The following is a 23100-nucleotide window of genomic DNA, read 5'->3' as shown; positions in this document are numbered from 1 at the left end:
TTAACTGCTTGCCAGTGCCTCAGGGCACTGCCTGAACCGATGATGACCCTATGTTCCTTGATGAAATGCCCGGCAAATTTCGTTACCCGCAGCCGGAAGATGCTGAAGACAAAACGTTGCTGGCGGACATCCAACGCAAGGGCTGGCACCATTTTGCTGTCTCCGGCGGCGATGGCCTGCCCGGTTATACGTTCAGTGTGGGCCACTTTCTCAATCTGGATCACCCGGAATTGATTGTGGTCGGGCTGAAGGATGCACTGGCCAGCAAGTTGCTGGATAGCGCTGCGGTACGCATCCGTGGGCTGAAAAAGCCCTATCAGCCGTACCGTCTGTATAACGATATTGCCGATGGCCTTGAAGTGATGTTCTTGCCGGTGGCCTTTCCGCACTACAAGGAATACCTGGGCTTCGCTAACTGGTTCTACCAGAGTTTGCCGGCGCCGTATCCGGCGTTGCAGATGGTCTGGCCAGACCCGAAAGGCGTGTTTCCTTGGCAGCCCGATTATGATGTGCGTTTTCATCGCGCTCAGCCGCTGCTGGGCAAGGCCCCGGCCTCACCGCTGAGCCAGCGTTAATCGTCTGTTGAAAGCCCTTATTTGTTAAGGGGCATTTTTTATGGAGAAAGAGAGAGCATCATGGCGAATTCACTGCAGAAGCAATTAATGAAAGCGGGGCTGGCGGACGAGAAAAAAGCCCGCAAGGCCAAGCAGCAGAAACGTGAGGATGTGAACAAAGCCAAGCGCGGCGAAATTGAGATGGAAGATCCGGCGGATCGTGCCCGTCGACTGCGAGAGGAAAAGGCCGAGGCAGATCGCCAGCGCGAAGCCCAGCGTAAGGCCGAGCGTGAAAAGAAAGAAATTGCCGCACAGATCAAGCAGATGATCGAGCAAAGTCGGCTAGAGCGGAATGGCGAGGTCGCCTTCCAGTTCGTGCAGGACAAGAAGATCAAAAAAGCCTACGTAACTGGTAAACAGCAGAAACAGTTGGAACGAGGACAGATCGCCATTGTCGCCTTAGGTGAGAGCTTCGAGTTGGTGCCCACAGTGGTAGCGGAAAAAATTCGCCAACGGGACGCAGCTGCGGTGTTGTTGCTCAATGAGCGTGGCACTGAAGCGGCGGACGAAGATGATCCCTACAAAGACTTCCCGATTCCCGACGATTTGATGTGGTAGGGCGCCCGGTACCGGCTACAAGCAACAGGGCTCCCTCTATCCATTGTTTTTACGAAATCGAGGGGGAGAGGGCTAACCTTGCCAAGTGAAGATGCCGCACGTAGTTCCGTGCGGCCCGAAGGCTGAGCGCAGCGAATAACGCCCTACGCAGGCCCCCACAGATTCTTCCCATCACGTTTACAACCAAGCAGGCCAGAGCCATGACCGTAACCCCTAAACTGGGCACCCGCCATTCCCTTGAAATTCTAAAGGTCATCCGTAACGGTTTGCTGCTCGATGGCGGCGAGTTGGGCGAGGTGCTGCTGCCGTCCCGGGAAGTGGAAAACCAGTCTCTGGCTCCCGGCGACAGTGTCATGGTGACGCTGTACAGCGACGGTGACGCGCGCCCCATGGCGAGCTTGCGGACCCCGAGAATACAGCTTGGCCAGGTGGCGTTATTGAAAGTGGTGTCCACCAGCAAGGTCGGTGCGTTTGTCGATTGGGGCATGCCCAAGGATTTGCTGCTGCCGTTTGCCGAACAGAAAGGGCCGGTGCGAGAAGAAAGCTGGGTGTTGGTGATGTTGACCACGGACCGGGAAGGACGACTGATGGTCAGCGCCCAACTGGACCGTTTCCTGTCAGATACCTGCCAGGCGTATCAGCAGGGTGATGAGGTGTCGCTGGTGGCGGCGCACAGCACCGATCTGGGTTACAAGGTGGTGGTGGATAATCATGCCTGGGGGATGATTGCGGCCAGCGAGTTACGCGCCCCGCTGCGTCCGGGCCAGCGGGTGACCGGCTATGTGCAGCGTTTGCGTGAGGATCAGAAACTGAGCCTTTCCCTGAATGCGCCGGGGGCGGCCAAGAGTGATGGGCTAACGGAACAGATTCTGGCGGCGCTGGAAAACGCCGGCGGCGAGTTGCCACTGGGAGACAAGAGTTCGCCGGAAGTCATTTTTCAGACCTTCCGTTGCAGCAAGAATGCCTTCAAGCAAGCCATTGGCGGCCTCTACAAGGCCCGCCGGATTGTCATTGAAAAAGAACGTATCTTCTTTCCTGAAGGCGAATAGCGGTAAGCGCCCCGGCGTACTCCATCCGGGGCGCTTTACCCGCGTGACAATCAGAATCGATAGTCCATGTTCAGGCTGTATTTGCGAGCATCTCCGTAGTAACCCCCGTTATAAAACCCCAGGTTATTGAAGTACTTTTCGTCCGTCAGATTGCTCACGTTAGCGCCCACGGACAAGGCGGCGGTGACTTGGTAGCGGGCCATCAAATCCACCAGCGTGTAGCTTTCCTGAACGAACTTGTAGTCGGCGCTGGCCCCGGGGCGGGTTACGAACGCATAGGTTTTGTTCTGCCAAGATACCGCCGTGCCGATAGCCAGGCCGTTCAGGGCACCGCGGAAACGGTACTGGGTGGACAGACGAATCATGTCTTCCGGTGAGGTGGTGTTCAGCTCGTCGCCATCCGGGTCTTCGGTAATGCGGTAGGTGTAGCCTGCCTGTACCTGCCAGCCAGCCAGAATCTCGCCGGCTGCTTCCAGCTCAACGCCATTGGTTTCGGCGCCATCCACGGCGCGGTAGGCCTCGGCGTTGGCTGGCCCGCCGGGAATGGGCTGGCCGGTGGATTCGGCCAGGTTATCCTGATTGATACGAAACACCGCGACGGTGGTGTTTAGGCGGCCCTCATTGAGCTCACTCTTCAGGCCGGCTTCGTAGCTGTTGCCTTCTTCCGGGGCCAGAATTTGATTGTTGATGTCGCGCACGGTTTGCGGTTGAAAGATGCGGGTGTAGCTGGCGTACACCGAGTGGTGATCGGTTAGGTCATAGACCACCCCCAGGTAGGGAACCACTTCGCCATTTTCCTGATAGGATTCGCCGTCAATCGGGCCTCGCCCGTTAAAGCCTGTGGTTTCTTGTCTCCAGTCCACAACTTGCCCGCCGGCAATAACGGCAAGACGATCAGTGGGTTTGAAGCGGGCGGTGGCGTACAGGCTTGTTTGGCTGCTGCTCTGGTCCTCCACGGTGGTAGGCGCGGCCCAGGCCGGTTTTGGAATGTCGCCATTCCAATTAAGCAGGTCCGGTACCACGTTATTGATACTAACCGGTGACTGGCCGGTGTAATCACGCTCGGCGTCCGAATAACTGGCACCCACCACCAGTTCATGTTGGCGGCCAAACAGTGCGAAGGGACCGTTGGCGTAGACATCGAAAGTGTCCTGGGTTTTGTCTTCTACATAGCGTCCGGCCCATAGTGTCTTGCCGCTGCCATCGCGATTAAGCTGGCCGCCACCGGCGGAGGCTAGCTGAGCGTCGTAGTTGCTCTGCTGATTATTGTAGGCAAACTTGCTGTACCAGCCGTTTTCGAAATGGTGCTCCAGGTTCAGGAAAATCGTCTGGGTATCCCGGGCCCAACGGCTCCAGTCGGTGGCCGGGTTCAGGTCGCGGTCCAGGTCGGCGATGCCGCCGTCGCTGTAGAACAGCGGGATGCCGCCCCAGGTGGAGCCCTTGGGGTCATGATCCATGTAGTCCATGCCCACGGTGAGCAAGGTGTTATCGAACAGGTCAGCTTCGACCACCCCATAGAAGATCTGTTTGTCGTTTTCGTAGTGATCCAAAAAAGAGTCGCCCTGTTCGTAGGCGCTGACGAAGCGGCCCCGAACCCGGCCATTGTTGGACAGTGACCCGCTGGCATCGAATTCTCCGCGATAACCATCCCAGCTGTTTAGCTCCACACCCACTTGGCCAGTAAAATCACGGGTAGGTTTTTTGCGCACCAGGTTCACGGTGGCAGAGGGCTCGCCAATGCCGTTGAGCAGCCCGCTGGCGCCGCGCAATACTTCGATGCGGTCGTAGATGAACGTATCGGAAAGGACGGCTTGTTTCGCCTGGCCGGCCCGCGTGGAGGGAATACCGTCATAGAGGAAATTGGTGATGTCAAAGCCACGGGCAGACAGTTGCAGGCGTTCTGTGTCCTGTGTTTTTACGGTCACCCCCGGGGTACGTCGCATGACATCCGCCACACTGTTGAGGTTGAAGTCGTCCATTTGCTGGCGGGTTATCACGGAAACGGATTGCGGTGTTTCACGGGGTGACAGCACCATGCGGGTCGCGGTATTGGTGGCGTTGGTGCCATATCGATCGGTGCCTTCGGTGGTCATACTGGCATCATGCTTATCCATGCCACTGGTGGTGACATGGATATTGCCTAGTGTATGTGCCTCGCTATCGGTTGTGGTGTCGGAATATGCCGCGCCGGATGCCAGCATAAGGCTGGCCAGGGCGGAAAAACGGAAATCAAGCATGGTTCCCCCGGGAATGAATAGTATGCAGTAGCGATGCACGCAGGGTGTACGGACATCGGGAAGGTGATGGCTGGGGGAGCCTGGCGAGAATCACTTAACGCAAATGATAATGGTTTCTATTTTTGAATCAAAGTAGCCATGGAGCTACCTGTGAGGCCGGGACGATGATTATGCTGTAGGCGCTGTAGCGGCAGAGATAAGCGCAGAAGCCCTGGCACAAAGTGATGGCCCTCGCCTTTTTGCATGGGTAAGGTTTGCCATACTGTTCCTCTCTGAGTAGAGACGATTGATGATAATTAAGGAGTAACGATGAATGCTTTCCGTTTTGGCCTGATGGGGGCCTCTTTGTGTTTGGTTTTGAGTGCGCCGGCCCAGGCGTTTGATCTGAAGTCCATGACTGACTCGGCGAACAAGGCCGTGACCGACGCCTCTAACAAGGCCAACTCCAGCGTGAATCAGGCCAACGAAGCGGCCACCGGTGCCATGGATAGCGCCAACAGTCAGATGGCAGTGACCGGTGAAGCCAAGGCATTAGTGGATTCTCTCTCAACCGACCTGGGTGTCACGCAGCAACAGGCGGCAGGCGGTGCCGGTGCCTTACTGGCTATGGCCCAGAACAACCTGTCTGGTGATCAGTTCAGCGGCATCATGAACAAGGTGCCCGGTTTGGATTCGCTGCTGGGTGGCGGCGATGGCATGGCGTCTTCCATGCTGGGTAATATTGCGTCCTTGCAGGGCGTATCCACAGCCTTTAGCGCCCTAGGCTTGAGCCCGGAAATGATCTCCCAGTTCGCACCGAAAATTCTCGGCTTTCTGGATGGGGAAGGCGTTGGTGCCACTGCCTTGAACAGCCTGAAAGGTATGTGGGGTGTGGCAGGTTAAGGTGTGATGGAGCGGCGCCTTATGCCGTATTGACGGGCTGTTGGCAGGCCGGGCGAACACTATCGCCCTGTCTGCGGCGTTGAGTAATTCATGGATTCATTGTCACAGGCCGTGCTGGGCGCCTCTGTGGGCGGCGCCGTTCTTTCCCGCCCTCTGGGCCGCTGGGCTTTACTCGGTGGTGCGCTGCTTGGGACCTTGCCCGATCTGGATGTGTTGATTGACTACGGCGATGCGGTGGCCAATTTCACTGAACATCGTGGCTTCAGTCATTCCCTGTTGGTGTTGCTGCCCTTCTCTTTTTTGCTGGCCGCCTGCCTGGCTCGCTGGCAGACGCGGATTTCTTTATGGCGTTGGTGGTTATTCACCGGCTTGTGCCTGATAACCCATCCGTTGCTGGATGCTTTCACCACCTATGGCACGCAATTGTTCTGGCCACTAGGCGTGCCGGTGGCCATCAGTAGTGTCTTCATTATCGATCCGCTTTATACCTTGCCGCTGCTGATTGGCGTGCTGTGGGCGATAGCAAAGCCGTCGTCGGCACGGGTGCTGATCGGCGGCTTGGCGCTGTCCTCGTTGTATCTGGTGTGGAGCCTGGTTGCCCAGTATGCGATGACCCAGCGAGTCATGCCGGCCCTGGCCGATCGCGGACTTTCAGAGGCGCCACGATTAGTGCAGCCAATGCCGTTCTCCACTTTGCTGTGGCGGATCACCGTGCTGGGTGAGCAACAGAGGCTGGAAATTCTCACCGGCCTTCTCGATCAGGATGTGCCGTTGCAGGTGGAATCATTTCCCCGCGATGCGTCACGGCTGGCGGCGATTGAGGTGCTTCCCGCGGGACAAACCCTATTGCACTTTACCCGAGGTTTTGTGGCGGTAGAGGTGCATGGCGATGAGCTGCTGGCCACGGATATTCGTCTTGGGCTACCAGGGCTGCATCCATTCCAGTTTGTTTTGGCCACCCGCCAAGGTGCAGAGTGGCAGCCCTTAATGGCCACCCGCCGGGTGCTTCGGCCGATGACGCATCCACAGGCTTGGCCGACCCTGCTGTCTCGCACCCTGTCGCGTCCGCCGGGGTTGTGTTTGTCTACCTTGTCAGCACCGCTGGAGGGTCGCGGTTGCCGTTAATCGCACAGTAAAGGCGCTCATGGATGCGGCTGTAACGGTTTCTTTCGTCGCTGGTGATGGTGGCAGAGCCATTCAACCCAGGCATTATCGGGGTTAGTCCCAGCCAGCAAGAACCAGTTTTCCTACTGTGCTGCCGGACTCCAGCCGTCGGTGGGCTTCTTTCAGGTTGGCGGCATTAATGGTGCCCAGGCCTTCGCTGACGGTGGTCTGGACTGTGCCTTGATCCACCAGTTCGCTGAGCCGGGTAAGGATGTCGCCTTGATGCTGCATGCCGGTAGCGAACATGGCGCGGGTGAACATGAATTCCCAGCTGAAGCGCGCACTCTTGGCCTTAAGGGGATTCAGATCCAGTGGCGCACGGGCATCGACGATGGAGCAGATGCCTCCCAGCGGTGCGACGGCTTGGCAGGCAGTGGCCCAATAGTCGTCCAGATTTTGGGTGATGAAGATGCCGTCAATCTGCGGGCAACCAATGGCCTCCAGCTGCGGTAGCAATGGCTTGCGGTAGTCCACGATATGATGGGCGCCGAGGCTTTGGCACCAGTTTGCAGAGGTTTCGCGACCCGCAGTGGTGATCACCTTAAGACCAAAATAGTGGGCGGCTAGTTGGATAGCGATGGATCCCACACCCCCTGCGCCACCAATCACCAGCACACTTTTTCCCTCACACTCTCCGGGTCGAAAACCGAGTTGATCTTCCAGTGCCTCCCAGGCGGTTAAGGTTGTGAGGGGGAGCGCAGCCGCTTCCTGCATGCCCAGGCTATTCGGTTTTTTTGCCACTAGCCGTTCATCAACGCACTGGTACTGCGCATTGCTGCCCTGGCGTTGCACGGCGCCGGCATACCAGACCCGGTCGCCCACGTTGAAGTTTTCCACTTCCCCGCCCACCGCTTCCACCACGCCGGCAGCATCAAACCCCAGTACTCGGTAACCAGGCTGATCCAGGGGGCGTTGGCGAAGCTTGGTATCAATGGGGTTGACCGAGATAGCGTGTACGGCCACCAGTAGGTCCCGGGGACTAGGAGAGGGAAGATCCAGCTGGATGTCCTCCAGGGCGTGTACATCTTCTATGGCTCTGGGTCGATTGAATCCAATGGCTTTCATTCTGGCTCCCTCGTGGATCGCTAACGTATTCTTTCAAGTGCTGGTCACAATGATTAAGCATACTTGGCTGCGCAGACTATGCCACAGTATGGTTTGATCGTCTGGTAGCAGGCCATTCCTGCGCTTCGGGATAGCAAAAGGGAGAGCACAATGAAGTTTGCAGAATACCGCCAGTTTGATGCCATCGGGCTTGCCGAGCTGGTGGCGCGGGGGGAGGTCACGGCGATGGAATTACTGGAGCTGGCGATTGCCCGTGCCGACGCGGTGAACCCGCAATTAAATGGTTTGATTATTCCGTTGTACGACATGGCCCGAAAACAGGCCGCGGGGCCCTTGAGTGGACCGCTGGCGGGTGTGCCCATGCTGGTAAAAGATCTTTTTCAGGAAATAGGCGGTGCGCCCAACTATCAGGGCAATAAAGCGCGCAAGGCCCGTGATGTCCATGCGCAAAGAGATTCTACCCTGGTGGCACGCTGGAAACAGGGCGGGCTGGTACCGTTCGGCCGCACCAATACACCGGAATTTGGCGCCAAGGGCGTTACCGAGCCGGATTCGTTCGGGCCGGCGCGTAACCCCTGGAACCTGGATCACACTCCCGGTGGCTCGTCCGGGGGCTCGGCAGCCATGGTGGCTGCGGGTGTGGTGCCGGTAGCCGGCGCCAATGATGGCGGCGGCAGTATTCGGATTCCCGCTGCCTGTTGTGGGCTGTTCGGGCTCAAGCCGGGCCGTGGGCGCACCCCCTGGGGGCCGGAATTTACTGAGGCCATGCATGGAATAGCGGTAAACCACGTGCTGACCCGTAGCGTCCGTGACAGTGCGTTGCTGCTGGATATTACCCAGGGTGACGAGCGTGGCAGCCTGTTTCAGATTGCTCCGCCGGAGCAGGCTTACGCCCTGTCTGCGGCCAGTCGCCCCGGCAAGCTGCGTATTGGCTTTTCGACTCGCTCGCCGCTAGGCACCGATGTGGATTCAGAGGCGATCCGGGCGGTGGAGAAAACCGTGGCGTTGTTACGGGACTTGGGCCACGAAGTGGAAGAGGCCGAGCCGCAGATGGACGCCAAACAGATGTGCATGGATTGGCTGTCGGTTTGGTTTGGCCAGTGTGCTGCCGAAGTGGATGAGGTGAAGACTATTACCGGTTGCGGTGATGAGGGCTTTGAGCTGGACACTCTGGCCATTGCCGCTTTTGGCCGTGCTACCCCGGCCCATGAATATGTGAAGTGCCAGACCCGTTGGCAGCTATACATGATCGCCATGGATGCTTTCCTGGAACAGTACGATTTCTGGTTGACCCCTACTCTGGCGTCACCCCCGGTCGGCATCGGCGCTATGACGACACCGCCGTGGCAACAGACCGCTCTGAAGGTGTTACTCAAGGTAGGCGGGGAAAAGCTGTTGATGAAAACCGGCATGATTGAGCAGGTGGCCATAGAAAACTTCAAATACATGCCGTTCACCCAGTTTGCCAATGTCATTGGTGTGCCTGCCATGTCGGTGCCACTGCACTGGTGTGATTCTTCTTCAGGAAACATGGGCCTGCCGCTGGGTTCCCAGTTTGTTGGTGGCCATGGGGATGAAGGCAAGCTGCTGGCTCTGGCGGCGCAACTGGAAGAGGCGGCACCGTGGTTCAACAAGGTGCCGATGTAATGCCCTGCCGGAGCGTATCGCAAGGTAGGGTTCGTAAGGCCCACGGCTACTGCTCCTCACGTTCATCGACAATCGTAGAAGGCCTTACAAAGATTACAAAATGAATATTGTTCTCATTTGATAATGGTTATTGTTTAGGGAATACTCTCCCCCGTTTTGATTGATAGGCAATGTGGGGGTAGAGGATGAAGCGGTCTTTGGGGATGCCAATTCTGGCAGGTGTTGTGGCTAACGGCCTAGCTTTACCGGCGGTTGCGCAGGAGGATACGGCCCATGAACTGGGTGCGGTCACGGTAATTTCTGCCGCTGGTTTCGAGCAGAAAATTACCGCTGCTCCAGCCAGTATTTCGGTAATTAGCCAACAGGAACTGCATAGCCGGCCTTTCACCTCCGTGGTGGATGCGGTGCGTGAGCTGGAAGGGGTCGATGTGGGGGAAACCCGTGACAAGACTGGCCAGTCCACCATCTCCATGCGGGGCATGGGGGCGGACTATACGCTAATCCTCATTGATGGCCGTCGGCAAAATAATCACGGTGATATCTACCCCAACAATTTTGGCGGCAACCAGTTTAATCATATGCCGCCGCTAGAAGCCATTGAACGCATCGAAGTTATCCGTGGGCCGGCGTCCACTCTTTATGGCGCGGATGCCATTGGTGGGGTGATTAATATCATCACCAAAAAAGAGTACGAAAAATGGGGCGGCAGCATCAACGTGAGTCGCACTATTCAGGAATATGACCAGTACGGTGATGCGACCTCAACGGATTTCTCCGTGTCTGGCCCGTTGGGCGATCAGTTTGGCCTGGCGTTGCGAGGCAGTCTCTACGACCAGGATGCATCCAGCCCGGAATATGATCCGGTGACCGATCCGAGTGGGGTACTCCAGGAGAGAGAGCTTGGTTTTGGCAGCGGTGGTCGTACCGTAGACAATGAGGACACGGCTCTGGGTTTCACTTTGCGGTGGACCCCCACGGATAATCAGCGTATCTCGCTGGATTATGATGATTCCGTGCAAACCTACGACAACTCAGAGAGTCAGTTGGGCACCCATGATAGCGCTGATCGGTTACCCCGAGCCGGCTATGCAGAAGACCAGGAGTTCACCCGTGAGCAAATAGCGCTGACTCACGAGGGGGAGTGGGGCTTTGGTTTCAGCAATGTTTCGTTGACCTATTTGGCCACCAATAATGAAGGGCGTACCTTGCCACTGACCGCGGATGAGCGTCAGCAATATGACGACATCGTTGCCACCAATGCGGATTGTGTTGCGGATGCCGGCAGTGACGCTTGCCTTGCCGTGCTAGGCTCCACTTTCTTGCCACGCCCGGAACGGACTCTGGAAAGCAGCGAGCTGCGCCTGGACGGTAAGCTGGACCTGCCCATCAATGATCAGCACTTTGTGGTGGTAGGTACCCAGATTCTTCGCGGTGAGTTGGAAGATGGCGTGTTCGGCCTAGAGAGTGGTGATGCGGGCGAGGTGTTTGAGAATAATTTCTGGGCGCTGTATGCCGAAGATAACTGGACGCCGGTGGAGCCGTTTACGCTGACAGCGGGTGTGCGTTACGACAATCATGAAACCTTTGGCGATCAGATTAGCCCGCGCCTCTATGGTGTTTATACGCTTTCACCAAGCTGGACGGTGAAAGGCGGTGTCAGCACGGGCTATAAGACCCCCAAAACCACTGACTTATACGACGGCATTACCGGCTTTGGCGGGCAGGGCACACGCCCCTGGGTGGGCAACCCGGATTTGGAGCCGGAAACCAGCGTCAATTCTGAAATCGCTCTTTATTGGGAAAGTCCGAACCGACATAGCGCTAACCTGACGGTGTTCCATAACGACTTTAAAGACAAGATTGTTCGCCAAGACAGCGCGTTGTGTTCAGCCACTGGTGGGCAAACGCCCTGTGTGGACCTGGGGGACTATGACACGGTGGGCGGTATTGTTACCCAGCCAATGAATGTGGATGAAGCGGTGATTCAAGGTGTGGAAGTGGCAGGGCGCTACCAGATCTCCCCGCGTTGGTCGCTACGTGCCAATTACACCTATATCGACAGTGAACAGAAAAGCGGGGAAGAGAAAGGCTACCCCCTCACCGGTACAGCACGGCATATGTTTAACGGCACGCTGGATTGGCAAACCACCCAGGCGTTTGCCATGTTTCTGACGGTAGAAGGGCGCCAGGATCGCTTCCGGGGCTTTGGCAGTACAGATGCCAGCGGTGGTGAATACTGGAAGGACTATGAGATTTATCACCTTGGTGCCCGTTTGGCGCTCAACAAATCTGTCACCTTGCATGCCCGGATTAACAACCTGCTGGATGAGGACTTTACTACCTATGAGGTGGGCTTCGTGGATGACGGTAGTGGTGGCTATGAGGTGGAGTACTACGATGACTACAACAACAAGGATGCCCGTCGTAACTTCTGGGTGGGTCTGCAAGCGACCTTCTAAGTAATGTCTTGGAAACTGGGCTGCACTCAAGTGCAGTATGGGAGTGAAAATAAAACGGCATGGTGAAGTAATTTGCCATGCCGTTTTGCTATTGCGCGACAGACGCCATCTTGGAAGCTGGATAGGGATGCACGTTTGACAGAACGGCGCCCACCTTCACCTTGCCAGACACTCGGGACCAGCTCTCTAGTTGTGACTAAGCGTGGCCATGTGGGCTGCCGGGCTGGCGGTTAAAGGCGCAGGAGGGGGTTGGAGCGAGATAAAAAGGTGTAATAGAAACGGCGACCCGTAGGTCGCCGTTAACAAGGTTGGAGCAGTGGATCAGGTATTAATTACTGATCGTTGCGGTTGGGGCGCTGTCAGGCGCACCTTTTACAGAATGAACCTTGGTTACCTTTACAATGCTGCGACCATCGTCGTGGTCCACTTCGCCGGTAAAGGAAAGTCGGGTGCCGGCTTTCATCGGACGCTCTGCAGTGAGATCTTCATCTAACTCGATCTCGACTTGGCCTTTGATGTCGCGCAGCAAATAACGCTCATCACCGAGTGCCTGAACCACTTCACCGTCCATGCGTACCTCAGTGCCTTCCTTGATGCCCTGAGTGATCGCCGCGCTGTCAGTGGTAATGATATCGCCAGCGGTAACGGTGGCGGTGGCGCCCAACAGTATTGATGCAAGAATCAATTTTTTCATGAGTCATCCTCCTTGGTATGATGTATCACAAGTTTAGTGGCTAATAAGGGCGGAACGTTCCCGGCTTTTGTAAAAGTTAAGTTAAATACGCTATGGGCCATAGGTAGCCATTAAACGTGGACGAATACCTGGGCAGGCAAGGCTGGGGTGTGGTTTCTTAACGGCCGTCTGTCGCGGGCGTTGGCTATTCTTGTGGCCCCTACTGGAGGCTGTGGCGCGAAGGTGGCTATCTCGCCCTTCAGCTGTTCTTGTTCACTTTGCCGTGTGGAAACCGGCCAGGGCTCAGGCCCCGTTGGCTTGGGGAAGCGGGGGCCACCAGTCGCTAACGGCGCCGTTTTCCCATACCGCCAAGTCTCCGAATTGCAGCAATACAAATTCGCTTTGTGTGGGGCGGAGGAATAATAGATCGTCGACCTCTAGTGCGGTGTCTTCGCTGGCGTTGTACATCATCTGGTTACTGCTGGCGCCGTATAGCGGGTTGGCCTGGATGCCAGGCGGAGAAATCGGTTCGGCTTTCCAGTAACCGCCGTAAATAAAATAGCTTTGCCGGCGATTGGTGTCCCAGCTTTGCCAGAGTTCGCCCAGTGGTAGTGGGCCGGGCAGGGGGAGGCCATTCAGTTGCTTGATCACCGGGGCGGCAATAAAGGCCGCGGGTTGGAAGCGTTGCAGTAGTGGCAAATCAAAGTCGCTGGCCTTGACCAGGCAGGAGCCGGCACTGAGTTCGTTGACCACGGTGCTGTCGTCATAGAGCGCCAGCGTTGGGCTGCCGGCACCGTTAAAGCACAGGTCTTGTTTTCGATAGGTCGGATTCAGTCGGTACAACCTGTGGATATACTGGTGGTAGAGGGCCTCCGTTTCCCGGTGGCCTTCTTCTGCGCTCTGTACAAAACCGGGTAGTCTACCCACGTGAGCGTCGTAGCCCATGAAGCCACTAAAGCGTAGCTGCTCGGGGTGGGCCTCAATCAGCGCGATCATGGCGTCCAGTTGCTGGGGGTCGGTAAGCCCGCCCCGGTGCAGGCCCACATCGATTTCAATGTTGATGTTGAGACGTCGTTGCTGCTCGCGGGCAAGGCTCAGGTATTGCTCTAGGCGAGTGGAGGAATCAATCAGCCACTGCAGTTGTTGGTCCGGTTTGAACGGGCTGGGATGGCTCTGTTCATTGTGGCTCAACTCAGAATAGAAACGTCGTGCTGCCCGAATCGGCATGGGTTTACCCAGTAGCATGTCACAGTCGGGTTCGGCATCGGCCAGAGCGTTCATAAAAGGTTGATGGAATACCATTATCCGCCGGCTGCCGGTGTGGGTCATTACTTCCTGAATAAGGGGGACGCTGGGTAGGGATTTGGCCACGATGCGAAGCTGGCAGTGGCGGGGCATCATGCTCATCAGTGTCTTGCAGTTGGCGGCCAGTCGTTGGCGATCGATGAGCATCAAGGGGCGGCCCGGTCCGACGCGACGCAGGTAGTCGTTGATGGTTTGAAAGTAATCGCCGTGGGGTTGGCCCTGATTGCTCGGCCTTAGCAGCCAGCCACTGGCGGCCAGGGTGGCCATCGCGATTAGAAGTCCACGGCGTTTCATAAACGCCCCCTTTTGCTATCAATGAAGACGGTGCAGGCAAACCTCGCACTACGTAAACAGCGTCTTGAGATGGTCATTCAGCATGCGTCCTTGTGGGTCCAGCTCACGACGTACCGCTTGAAAGCGCTCAAAAGCGGGGTACAACTCCGTCAATTCTTCGCGTTCCAGGCTGTGAATTTTGCCCCAGTGGGGGCGTCCGGCGTAGCGGCGCAGAATAGGTTCAACCACACCGAAGAGGGGCTGATAGTCCTGTTCGTAGTATTGGTGTATAGACAGGCTGGCGCTGGGTTGCTGATAGAACATGGATAGCAGGTTGTTGTCGGCGGCCACAAAGCGAAATTCAATGGGAAAGAAAACATTGATGTCATGCTGACGAATGGCGTCGCACACTTCTTCCAGGCAAGCCATGCCGTCTTCAGCAGGCACGCTGTATTCCATCTCGTTGAAACGTACGGTGCGATGGTTGGCAAACACCTTGTGGGACGGCCCGGTGAAGGTGGCTTCTTCGACAAATTTCGTGGCGAGCGTTTGCAAGGTTGGGGTCAGCCAGCCGGCATGCATGGCCAGTTTGCAGGCGATTTCCAGGATGTCATTTTCATCCTGGCGCGGCGGGCCATTCTTCGGGTCGTCGGTGATTTCCAATGTTTTGACGATGGCCTGCTTGCCGAGCGGGAAGGGGAAGATTTCAATATGGCGGTAGTTGTCTTTCTCCTTCTGCACATAATCCATGGCCTCACGAAGGGGCAGAGTCCAGGTTCGCTCCTTGAGTCGATAGGCTGGCTGATGGCGCAAAGTGATATCTGAGACAATACCCAGTGCGCCGACGTTACAGCAGGCGGCAAGGAAGTGATCCCCGCCATCGGCGTTTAATTCCAGTAGTTCGCCACTGGGCAGCATCAGGCGAATAGCATCCACTTGCCCGGACATGCTGGTAAGGCCGGTGCCGGTTCCGTGAGTGCTGGTGGCAATGGCCCCGGCAAGGGACTGCAAATTAATGTCCGGTTCATTGCTGAAACTGTAGCCCAGGCTATGGGCCTGGGCGCTGGCCATGGCCAGCCGGGTGCCGCCGCCCCAGGTAAACAGGTCTTCATTTTGGTGGCGTAGTCCCCCCATGGCTTCAAGCGAAATCATGGTGTCGTTAGAGGGGGCCACCGCACTGAATGAGTGGCTGCCACCAAAGGCGCGCAGGGTACCGGTGCCAGGCGTAACCGCATCGCGCAGTTCGTCCTGGTTACGGGGGAACAGTAACTGGCTTGGCTTGGCTTGCTGATTCCCTGACCAATTTTGCCAGGTGGCGGCTTTGCTCGTGTCGGCGAGCAGTTGGCTAGGGCTCATTGAGCCTAGAGCGCCAGTGGCGGCCAGGGATTTCAAAAAAGCACGGCGGTTCAGTGACGAAAAAGCAGGCATGGGCGACCTTGTTGTATTTTTCGTACGATCGTACCACGCTGGAATTTGGGCGCCACCCTGCTCTGTGAGCCGGCGCCCATTCTAGGATTATTCCGGGGTGTCGATGCCCAGTGAGGACCACATTTCATCCACCCGGGTTTTTACAGCGGAATCCATGGCGATGGCGCGGCCCCACTCGCGGGTGGTTTCGCCTGCCCACTTGTTCGTGGCATCCATTCCCATTTTGGAACCAAGGCCGGCCACTGGAGAGGCGAAATCCAGATAATCAATGGGCGTGTTTTCGATCATCACGGTATCGCGGGCCGGGTCCATGCGGGTGGTCATGGCCCAGATCACATCTTTCCAGTCACGGGCATTCACGTCGTCGTCGCAGACGATCACGAACTTGGTGTACATGAACTGACGCAGGAATGACCAAACACCCATCATCACGCGCTTGGCGTGGCCGGGGTACTGCTTCTTCATGGTGACCACGGCCATGCGGTAGGAGCAGCCTTCCGGCGGCAGGTAAAAGTCGACGATCTCGGGAAACTGCTTTTTCAGGATGGGCACGAAGATTTCATTCATGGCCACGCCGAGTACCGCGGGTTCGTCCGGCGGCCGGCCCGTATAGGTGCTGTGATAAATCGGGTTGCGGCGGTGAGTGATGCGCTCCACGGTGAATACCGGGAAACGCTCCACTTCATTGTAATAGCCGGTGTGGTCGCCGAAGGGGCCTTCGTCAGCCATGTCGTCCGGGTAAAGGTAGCCTTCCAAAACGAATTCGGCGCTGGCGGGCACTTGCAGGTCATTGCCGAGGCATTTCACCAGCTCGGTCTTGGAGCCGCGCAGCAAACCGGCAAAGGCGTATTCGCTGAGGGTATCCGGCACCGGGGTCACGGCGCCCAGAATCGTGGCCGGGTCGGCGCCCAGTGCCACGCTCACCGGGAACGGTTCGCCAGGATGTTGCTGTTGCCATTCCTGGAAATCCAGTGCTCCGCCCCGGTGGCTCAGCCAGCGCATGATCAGCTTGTTGCGGCCGATCAGTTGTTGGCGGTAAATCCCCAGATTCTGACGTTCCTTGTTAGGGCCGCGGGTGATGACTAGCGGCCAGGTCACCAGGGGGCCGGCATCATCAGGCCAGCAGGTCTGTATGGGCAGTTTGTACAGGTCCACCTCGTCGCCTTCCAGCACCTTTTCCTGGCAGGGGCCGGAGCTGGACACCTTGGGGCTCATGCTCAGGACCTTGCGAAATACCGGCAGTTTTTCCCAGGCATCACGGAAACCCTTGGGCGGCTCCGGCTCCTTGAGAAACGCCAGCAGCTCCCCCAGCTCGCGAAGCTCTGCCACCGAGTCACGGCCCATGCCCAGTGCCACCCGCCGTTCAGTGCCGAACAGGTTGCCCAGCACCGGAGTGCCAAACCCCACCGGGTTTTCGAACAGCAAGGCTGGCCCGCCGGCTCGCAGAGTGCGGTCACAAATTTCCGTCATTTCCAGTTTGGGATCCACCGGCGCAGTGATGCGTTTAAGCTCGCCCAGCTGTTCCAGTTGGCTAATGAAGTCTCGAAGATCGCGGTATTTCATGGCGTTCCTTGTTAATTCGGTAACCGAGCGGGTTGTGTGGCGAGTATAACAGTAAGGGCGGCGAACACTGGGGGGCAGAGATACGAAGCAAAAAACCCACAACCTAAGGGGCTAGCGGCAGAGCCCCAAACGACAAAACCCCGGCGAAGCGGGGTTTTTGCCTGTTACCTGAAGCGTGCGGAGGGCCCTGGTTTTGAGGCTACTTGCGCTTCATGGAATCGAAGAATTCCAGATTGGTTTTGGTCTGCTTCATGCGGTCGATGAGGAATTCCATGGCGCCAATTTCGTCCATGGGGTGCAGCACCTTGCGCAGGATCCACATCTTCTGCAGTTCGTCTTCGCTCACCAGACGTTCTTCACGACGGGTGCCGGATTTGCGGATATTCATGGCTGGGAACACACGCTTCTCTGCCACCTTGCGGTCCAGATGCAGTTCCATGTTGCCGGTGCCTTTGAATTCCTCGTAGATCACTTCGTCCATTTTGGAACCGGTGTCGACCAGAGCGGTGGCGAGGATGGTCAGGCTACCTCCTTCCTCGATGTTCCGCGCGGCACCGAAAAAGCGCTTGGGCTTTTCCAGGGCGTGGGCATCAACACCACCGGTGAGTACTTTGCCTGAGCTGGGCTGCACGGTGTTGTAGGCGCGCGCCAGGCGGGTGATGGAATCGAGCAAGATCACTACGTCCTGCTTGTGCTCGACCAGCCGCTTGGCTTTTTCAATCACCATTTCGGCCACCTGAACGTGGCGCGCGGGTGGCTCATCAAAGGTGGAAGCCACCACTTCACCGCGCACGGTCCGGGACATCTCTGTCACTTCTTCCGGGCGCTCGTCGATGAGCAGCACGATCATGTGGGTTTCGGGATTGTTGCGGGCAATGGACTGGGCCACGCTTTGCAGCAACATGGTTTTACCGGCTTTTGGCGGAGCGACGATCAGGCCGCGCTGCCCTTTACCGATGGGTGCCACCAGATCGATTACCCGAGTGGTAATGTCTTCGGTGGAGCCGTTGCCGACTTCCATAACCAGTCGCTGGGTCGGGAATAGCGGGGTCAGGTTTTCGAAAAGGATCTTGTTCTTGGCGTTTTCCGGGCGGTCAAAGTTGATCTCGTTGACCTTGAGCATGGCGAAGTAACGCTCGCCATCCTTGGGGGGCCGGATTTTCCCGGCGATGGTGTCGCCGGTACGTAAATTGAAGCGACGGATCTGGCTGGGCGAGACATAGATGTCGTCCGGGCCGGCCAGGTAGGAGCCCTCAGCGGAACGAAGGAAACCGAAACCATCCTGCAGGATTTCCAGCACGCCATCGCCGTAAATGTCGGAGCCATTTTTGGCAGCGCGTTTAAGGATGGAAAAGATAACGTCTTGTTTGCGGGTTCTTGCCAGGTTCTCAAGGCCGAGTTCCTTGGCAATGTCCAGAAGTTCTCCAATCGGCTTCTGCTTCAGTTCAGAAAGATTCATTGGCGTCTAATTTGATGTCTTTGAATGAATTAAGAGGACGCACCACCGCAGTGCTGCAGTTGTTTTGATAATCCGGTTTATTCGGAATCTGGCCCGGCAAGCCTAAAGGGGGCCATAAGGAAAATAGGTAACCAGAGGTTCCGAGGACTAACTAAAGGAGGTGCTTTGTTAAAGCTGGTTCTGGAATCTATCACTGTGTGGGGCAGCTTGCAACAAACAAGTTGTAACTCGTGGCGAGCAGCAAAACCCTCCCCGTGGTGCGGCTGGGGAGGGCCGGAATGGCTTGCGCTTGGGTTACAGTGTGCTGTCCAAGAATGCAGTCAGCTGGCTTTTGGACAGGGCGCCGACTTTAGTGGCTTCCACGTTGCCGTTTTTAAATACGGTCAGGGTGGGGATGCCCCGCACACCGTATTTTTTCGGTGTCTCAGGATTGTCATCGATATTGATTTTGGCAATGGTCAGTTTGTCGCCGTAGTCGCTGGCCAGTTGCTCAAGGATCGGCGCGACCATTTTGCAGGGGCCACACCAAGGCGCCCAGTAATCGACCAGCACGGGGCCGTCTGCGTTGATGACCTTGGCTTCGAAGTCTGCGTCGGTCACGTTAATAATCTCGCCGCTCATTGAATTCTCCTGATATAAAGGTTTCAAAGACCCGTCACGGTTGCTTAGTGGCCTCTGTGATGGTGAATAATATCAGGTTGCGGGTGATGAATTTCAAGCGAGGTGGTTAATTATCGCTGTAGTTGCTGCCTATGACATCGTAACGCCATGATTTTTGGATAGAATCGGCCCAAAAGAAGGAGTGAATATGGAGCATGGCGAACATTTGGCTGCCATTGATTTGGGCTCGAACAGTTTTCACATGGTGGTAGCCCGGCAGGCGCAGGGAGAAATCCAGATTCTCGACGGATTGTCGGAGAAGGTGCAATTGGGGGCCGGCCTAGACCGGGAAAATCGCTTGGATGAGGAAACAGTGGAGAGGGCGCTGGAGTGCCTTGGCCGGTTTGCCCAACGGATTGCCGGAATTCCACGCGGTAGCGTGCGGGTGGTGGGGACCAATACCCTGCGCCAAGCCCGTAATGCCCGGGATTTTATCCGCCGCGCGGAAGCCGTGTTGGGCCACGATATTGAGGTGGTAGCCGGACGAGAGGAAGCGCGGCTGATTTACCTGGGGGTGGCCCACACCTTGGCTGATGACGCTGGGCAGCGGCTGGTGGTGGATATTGGCGGTGGTTCCACTGAGCTGATCATTGGTGAGCGGTTTGAATCCACGGAAACCGAGTCGTTGCATATGGGCTGTGTTAGCTTTGCCCAGCGTTTTTTCCCCAATGGCGAGATCACGGAAAAAGCCTTTGATCGGGCGGTGACGGCGGCACGCCAGGAAGTGTTATCAATCCATGCCAATTATCAGCGCCTTGGCTGGCAGCAGGTGGTGGGGGCCTCGGGCACGATCAAGGCAATCAGTCTTGTGTGTGTGGAGAACGGTTGGTCGGAATTCGGCATTAGCATGGAAGGGATGAAAAAAGCCCGTAAACGGGTGATTAAAGCTGGTGCCGCAGACAAGCTGGGATTGAAGGGGTTACGTGAGGATCGACAGCCTATTTTTGCTTCTGGTCTGGCCATTTTGTACGGCATTTTCGAGCAGTTAGGCATTGAACAAATGGATGTTTCCAGTGGCGCTTTACGTGAAGGGTTACTGTACGACTTACTGGGGCGCTTTGGTCACGAGGATGTGCGTGATCGCAGTATTCAAGCGCTGATGAATCGCCATCATGTGGAAAGCAGCCAAGCAGAGCGAGTGTGTGCCACAGCCCAGACGTTATACCAGCAGGTAGCCAGTGATTGGCAGATCGAGGGAGCCGAGGCCGCGGATACGCTCCGTTGGGGCTGTTTGCTCCATGAGGTGGGATTGGCGGTGTCTCATAGCCAGTTTCACAAACACGGTGCTTATCTGGTGACTAACTCGGATCTGCCCGGTTTTTCTCGTCAGGAGCAGCAGATGGTGGCGTTGATGGTGCGCGGTCATCGTCGCAAGGTGCCCTTGGCTGCGCTGGCGGAATTGCCGGAGGATGAACAAACCTGCTTGCTGCGACTATGTTTGGTACTGCGTTTAGCGGTGCGGTTGCACCATGCCCGTAGTGATGAAAAGGTGCCTGAAATTCACGTGCAGGCAACGGGTAATCGTCTTGCCATTACCTTTCCGGTTGGCTGGTTGGAGCAGCACCCGCTTACCCAAGCGGACCTGGAGCAGGAACTCGATTACTTTCAGGCGGCAGGGTACCAGCTGGTGTTGGCGTGAAAGGAATCGCTGCGAGCCGCTAGCGATGAGGAAAATAGCCTTAAAATGGGGGGCGCGCTTTAGCCGGCGCAACCCCTTTAAAGTTAGAAGCTGTTCATCCCCCTAGTGTATCGAGCAGGCTCTGTTGGGCAATGAAATGCTCTTCGCCGTTTTGTGGTTGCACCCGCTGGTAGTGGCCGTCTGGCTGCAGCTCCCAGGCGCGAGAGTTGTCGCGCAGATAGATGTGCAGGCCCTGCTCCAAGATCTGTGCCTTGAGAGCGGGGTCATTGATCGGAAAACACGTTTCCACACGGTTGAACAGATTGCGCTCCATCCAGTCGGCGCTGGAGCAATACACCAGTTCGTCACCGCCGTGGTGGAAATGGTAGATGCGGGTGTGTTCCAGAAAGCGGCCGATAATAGAACGCACGCGAATGTTCTCCGACAGGCCAGGAATTCCGGGCCTCAGGCAGCATATGCCCCGTATGATTAGGTCGATTTCCACGCCCGCTTGGCTGGCCCGGTACAGGGCCTGCATGATATTTTTTTCTGTCAGGGAATTGAACTTGGCAATAATGCGTGCAGGTTTACCGGCCTGGGCTTGTGCGGTTTCAAAGTCGATCCACTCGATAATCGAGGGGTGTAGGGTGAACGGCGAATGCTTGAGCTGCTTCAGCCGGGCCGCCTTACCCATACCCGTCAATTCCTGAAATATCTTGTGCACGTCCTGGCCCATACTCTTTTCGCAGGTCATCAGGCCATAATCTGTGTATAGCTTGGTCGTTTTTGTGTGGTAATTGCCGGTGCCTAGATGCACATACCGTTTGATGCCGTCACCATCCCGGCGCACCACCAGAAGCATTTTGGCATGGGTTTTATAACCCACCACGCCGTAGACCACGATGGCGCCGGCTTCCTGTAGGCGGCGGGCTCCTTCAATATTGGACTCTTCATCAAAGCGGGCGCGGAGCTCGACAATGGCGGTGACTTCTTTGCCATTGCGGGCAGCGGTTTCCAAATGGTCGAGGATTTCTGACTTGGTGCCAGTGCGGTATAGCGTTTGCTTGATGGCTAGCACTTTGGGATCGCGGGCGGCTTCGGCCAGCAGGTTAATCACCGGCTGAAAGGACTCATAGGGGTGATGCAGCAGGATATCGCCTTGGTCGATGGCATCAAAAATGGTTTCGCTCTTTTTCACCACTGGCGCTAATTTGGGGGTGAAGGGTGGGTAGTGCAGACGCGGCCGGTTTACGCTGGTGAACATGCGGGCCAGATTTACCGGGCCATTTACTTCGTACAGGTCTTTTTCGGTAAGCTCAAACTGCTCTAGCAGATAGTGCATCAGGTGCTGTGGGCAATTGTCGGCTACTTCCAGGCGCACTTCGTCTCCATAGCGGCGTGATAGCAGCTGACCTTTCAGGGCGCTGGCCAAATCCTCTGCTTCTTCGTCCACTTCCATGTCCGCATTGCGGGTTACTCGGAACTGGTAACAGCCGGTGGCCTTCATGCCTGGAAACAGGTCGGACACATGAGCGTGGATCATGGAGGAGAGGAAAACGAAGTTATCGTCACCGCTTTCACTGATTTCATCGGGGATGCGAATGAGCCTGGGCAGGGACCGGGGTGCGGGTACAATGGCGAGCCCTGTGGAGCGACCGAACGCATCCTTGCCGTCCAAGGGTACGATGAAGTTCAGACTTTTGTTTACCAAGCGAGGGAAGGGGTGCGAAGGGTCTAGCGCGATTGGAGTGAGAACCGGATATATCTGCTCGCGAAAATACTTCTTTACCCACTCGATTTGGGCTTCGGTCCAATCTTCGCGGCGCAGAAAATCCACACCTTCTTCACGCAGGGCAGGGAGTAGTACGTCATTGAGGATACGATACTGGCGCTCTACCGCTTCGTGCGTAATGGCGCTGATGGATTCCAGCAGCTCTTCGGGCAGCAGGCCATCGGGACCGGGCTGCCCGGTATGGGTTTCCAGTTTGTTCTTCAGGCCCGCTACGCGAATTTCGAAAAATTCGTCCATGTTGCTGGAAAAAATCAACAAAAAATTTAGCCGCTCCATCAATGGATGGTTTTCATCCGAGGCTTGTTCCAGCACGCGCAAGTTGAACTGCAGCAGGCTGAGTTCCCGATTCAAATAATAATCCGGATTGCTGAGGTCGCCGTGGCTGGCGATGACATTGTGCTCGTTGCCACTTTGTTCATTGGAGGAAGCATTCATAGTGTCGTCCTGACCGGAACCTTTGAAGATGGGGCTTATTTCATGACATTAATGTGACGCGGTGATGACAGGGACGAAGAATTCCGACTATCTTCACAATACGCCTGATGCGGCTGGGCGGAAATGCCGGCATTGAACACTCTTCCTGTGGCTCGCATGGAGGGCGAAGTGGAAGTCCTTTCCTGAGCGATCAAATGTAAACTATAATGCGAATCATTG

Annotated in this window: 17 protein-coding genes; 8 read left to right on the top strand and 9 right to left on the bottom strand. The window is 56.5% G+C overall.

Annotated features, from left to right (window positions below; translation table 11 throughout):
* Nucleotides 1–50 precede the first annotated feature (50 nt).
* The 3 genes from ABNH10_RS15545 (at nucleotide 51) to ABNH10_RS15535 (ending at nucleotide 2221) form a co-directional block, all read left to right on the top strand.
* Nucleotides 51–575: a DUF4262 domain-containing protein gene (locus tag ABNH10_RS15545; protein ID WP_349386773.1), complete on the top strand. Its 525-nt coding sequence runs from the start codon at nucleotides 51–53 to the stop codon at nucleotides 573–575.
* A 60-nt stretch (nucleotides 576–635) separates the two neighbouring features.
* A complete protein-coding gene (locus ABNH10_RS15540) occupies nucleotides 636–1172 on the top strand; it encodes a DUF2058 domain-containing protein (RefSeq protein ID WP_349386772.1) in 537 nt (178 codons plus the stop codon).
* Nucleotides 1173–1372: 200 nt separating this feature from the next.
* Complete coding sequence (locus ABNH10_RS15535) at nucleotides 1373–2221, top strand: CvfB family protein (protein WP_349386771.1); 849 nt, start codon at nucleotides 1373–1375, stop codon at nucleotides 2219–2221.
* Nucleotides 2222–2271: 50 nt separating this feature from the next.
* On the opposite strand, the gene ABNH10_RS15530 is transcribed toward ABNH10_RS15535, so the two are convergent.
* A complete protein-coding gene (locus tag ABNH10_RS15530) occupies nucleotides 2272–4458 on the bottom strand; it encodes a TonB-dependent siderophore receptor (RefSeq protein WP_349386770.1) in 2187 nt (728 codons plus the stop codon).
* A 309-nt stretch (nucleotides 4459–4767) separates the two neighbouring features.
* Between ABNH10_RS15530 and ABNH10_RS15525 the strand changes: the two genes are divergently transcribed.
* A complete protein-coding gene (locus ABNH10_RS15525; RefSeq protein ID WP_349386769.1) occupies nucleotides 4768–5340 on the top strand; it encodes a DUF2780 domain-containing protein in 573 nt (190 codons plus the stop codon).
* 90 nt (nucleotides 5341–5430) lie between these two features.
* Nucleotides 5431–6465, top strand: a complete 1035-nt coding sequence (locus tag ABNH10_RS15520; protein WP_349386768.1) for a metal-dependent hydrolase — start codon at nucleotides 5431–5433, stop codon at nucleotides 6463–6465.
* Between the two features lie 93 nt (nucleotides 6466–6558).
* Here the strand turns inward: ABNH10_RS15520 and ABNH10_RS15515 are convergent, their stop codons facing one another.
* On the bottom strand, nucleotides 6559–7569 hold the full coding sequence (locus tag ABNH10_RS15515; RefSeq protein ID WP_349386767.1) for a zinc-binding alcohol dehydrogenase family protein: 1011 nt from the start codon (nucleotides 7567–7569) through the stop codon (nucleotides 6559–6561).
* A 150-nt stretch (nucleotides 7570–7719) separates the two neighbouring features.
* Here ABNH10_RS15515 and ABNH10_RS15510 point away from each other — a divergent pair, with 150 nt between their 5' ends.
* Together ABNH10_RS15510 and ABNH10_RS15505 are read left to right on the top strand one after the other, a co-directional pair.
* Complete coding sequence (locus ABNH10_RS15510; protein WP_349386766.1) at nucleotides 7720–9216, top strand: amidase; 1497 nt, start codon at nucleotides 7720–7722, stop codon at nucleotides 9214–9216.
* A gap of 185 nt (nucleotides 9217–9401) precedes the next feature.
* Entirely contained in the window at nucleotides 9402–11675 is a 2274-nt protein-coding gene (locus tag ABNH10_RS15505; RefSeq protein WP_349386765.1) for a TonB-dependent receptor domain-containing protein, read from the top strand.
* A gap of 328 nt (nucleotides 11676–12003) precedes the next feature.
* Here the strand turns inward: ABNH10_RS15505 and ABNH10_RS15500 are convergent, their stop codons facing one another.
* The 6 genes from ABNH10_RS15500 to trxA all read right to left on the bottom strand — a co-directional run bounded on the left by ABNH10_RS15500 (nucleotide 12004) and on the right by trxA (nucleotide 18997).
* Nucleotides 12004–12369, bottom strand: a complete 366-nt coding sequence (locus ABNH10_RS15500; protein WP_349386764.1) for a NirD/YgiW/YdeI family stress tolerance protein — start codon at nucleotides 12367–12369, stop codon at nucleotides 12004–12006.
* Nucleotides 12370–12651: 282 nt separating this feature from the next.
* Entirely contained in the window at nucleotides 12652–13947 is a 1296-nt protein-coding gene (locus tag ABNH10_RS15495) for an alanine racemase (RefSeq protein ID WP_349386763.1), read from the bottom strand.
* 48 nt (nucleotides 13948–13995) lie between these two features.
* Nucleotides 13996–15354 carry a D-arabinono-1,4-lactone oxidase gene (locus tag ABNH10_RS15490; RefSeq protein ID WP_349386762.1) on the bottom strand — a complete coding sequence of 453 codons (1359 nt, stop codon included), beginning with the start codon at nucleotides 15352–15354 and terminating at the stop codon, nucleotides 13996–13998.
* Nucleotides 15355–15441: 87 nt separating this feature from the next.
* Nucleotides 15442–16917, bottom strand: coding sequence for a 4-hydroxy-3-polyprenylbenzoate decarboxylase (ubiD, locus tag ABNH10_RS15485; protein ID WP_349386761.1), 1476 nt, complete (start codon nucleotides 16915–16917; stop codon nucleotides 15442–15444).
* 199 nt (nucleotides 16918–17116) lie between these two features.
* Nucleotides 17117–18376, bottom strand: a complete 1260-nt coding sequence (gene rho, locus ABNH10_RS15480; RefSeq protein WP_349386760.1) for a transcription termination factor Rho — start codon at nucleotides 18374–18376, stop codon at nucleotides 17117–17119.
* 294 nt (nucleotides 18377–18670) lie between these two features.
* Complete coding sequence (gene trxA / locus ABNH10_RS15475) at nucleotides 18671–18997, bottom strand: thioredoxin TrxA (protein ID WP_349386759.1); 327 nt, start codon at nucleotides 18995–18997, stop codon at nucleotides 18671–18673.
* A gap of 187 nt (nucleotides 18998–19184) precedes the next feature.
* Here trxA and ppx point away from each other — a divergent pair, with 187 nt between their 5' ends.
* Nucleotides 19185–20675, top strand: coding sequence for an exopolyphosphatase (ppx, locus tag ABNH10_RS15470; RefSeq protein ID WP_349386758.1), 1491 nt, complete (start codon nucleotides 19185–19187; stop codon nucleotides 20673–20675).
* A 94-nt stretch (nucleotides 20676–20769) separates the two neighbouring features.
* Here ppx and ppk1 read toward each other — a convergent pair whose 3' ends face one another.
* Nucleotides 20770–22881 carry a polyphosphate kinase 1 gene (gene ppk1 / locus ABNH10_RS15465; protein ID WP_349386757.1) on the bottom strand — a complete coding sequence of 704 codons (2112 nt, stop codon included), beginning with the start codon at nucleotides 22879–22881 and terminating at the stop codon, nucleotides 20770–20772.
* Between the last annotated feature and the right edge of the window lie 219 nt (nucleotides 22882–23100).

This window comes from Alcanivorax sp. (assembly GCF_040119285.1).
In the GTDB taxonomy this organism is placed as follows: domain Bacteria; phylum Pseudomonadota; class Gammaproteobacteria; order Pseudomonadales; family Alcanivoracaceae; genus Alcanivorax.
The sequence above is the reverse complement of the archived record's forward strand: the minus strand, read 5'-3'. Positions and strand labels throughout refer to the sequence as shown.